Genomic DNA, 1139 nt, shown 5'->3' with positions numbered 1-1139 from the left:
AGATCTGGGCGCTGGGCCACCAGCTTCCGATCTTCCAGTCGACCGGTGCCTTCGCCGTCCGCAAGACCCTCGGCACCCGGCCAGCGCGGCCTGGATGTCGGCCACCACTTCCTGCGCGTCGAACGGGTCGGTGATCAGCGAGCGGGTGGTGACGGCGAGATCCTGGCCGACCAGGTCGGCCTGCATGCCCATCCGGTGATACGCCGAGAGCGCGTTCGGACTCGCGTAGACGACGATGCCCTCGGTGTCGAGCCGGATGAAGCCGTCGCCGGCGCGCGGGCTGGAGTGCGTCGCCGCACGGTCCTCCGGGGTGGGGAAACTGCCGTCGGCGATCATCTGGCACAGGTCGTCGGCGCAGGAGACGTACGCCGTCTCCAGCGTGCTGCGGACCCGGGACCGCTGCAGATCGGAGTCGCGGCTCAGCACCGCGATCACGTCCTCGCCGCAGCGCACCGGGATCGCCTCCCGGATCGCGTGCACCGGGCTGGGGTGATAGACCGCGCTGACCTCGACCTCGCTGTCGGTCCGCGCCGTCTCGCCGGTCAGCAGGGCGTCGAAGACCTGCGGGAAGTCGGTGCGGGAGGCCGTGGTGCTGACCTTGTCGTCCAGGTGCACCGTCGGTGCCGTCGTCGGGCGGATCTGGGCGACGCACACGACGTCGGCGCCCTCGGCGACCGGCCCGGCGCCGACCCACAGCAGCAGGTCCGAGAACGAGAGGTCGGCGAGCAACTGCCAGTCACCCACCACCCGCTGCAGATGATCGACGGCGATGCCGGGTAGGTCGGTGTGTTCGGCCAGTAACTCGCTCAGAGTTGCCACGGTGGATCTACGCTTCGCTTCCGGGTGCGGGTCAGGCGATGGTGGCGATCAGGTCGCCCGCCTGGAGGACCTGTCCGGGCGCCACATCGATCGAGGTGACGTCACCTTCGACCTCGGTGAGCACCGGGATCTCCATCTTCATGGACTCGAGCAGCACCAGGGTCTGATCGACCCGCACATGCTCGCCCACCGCGACCTCGACAGCGAGCACGGTCGAGACCATCTCCGCGCGCACTTCTTCAGGCATGGCACCCCGTTCACTAGTCGTGGGGGGCCCCCCCCTTTGCCATGTCGTTTTACCCCCATCCAAAAGCCCACAC

The 1139-nt window shown here is 68.7% G+C and carries 2 protein-coding genes; both read right to left on the bottom strand.

Translation table 11 applies throughout. From position 1 onward, the window contains the following. Positions 1-819: histidine kinase N-terminal domain-containing protein (locus ACWDNU_RS46545; protein WP_449673536.1), on the bottom strand; the 819-nt coding region annotated here is incomplete at its 3' end. 31 nt (positions 820-850) lie between these two features. Then, positions 851-1066, bottom strand: coding sequence for a biotin/lipoyl-binding carrier protein (locus ACWDNU_RS46540; RefSeq protein WP_189026708.1), 216 nt, complete (start codon positions 1064-1066; stop codon positions 851-853). Between the last annotated feature and the right edge of the window lie 73 nt (positions 1067-1139).

The organism is Amycolatopsis sp. NPDC003676 (assembly GCF_053587275.1).
The sequence above is the reverse complement of the archived record's forward strand: the minus strand, read 5'-3'. Positions and strand labels throughout refer to the sequence as shown.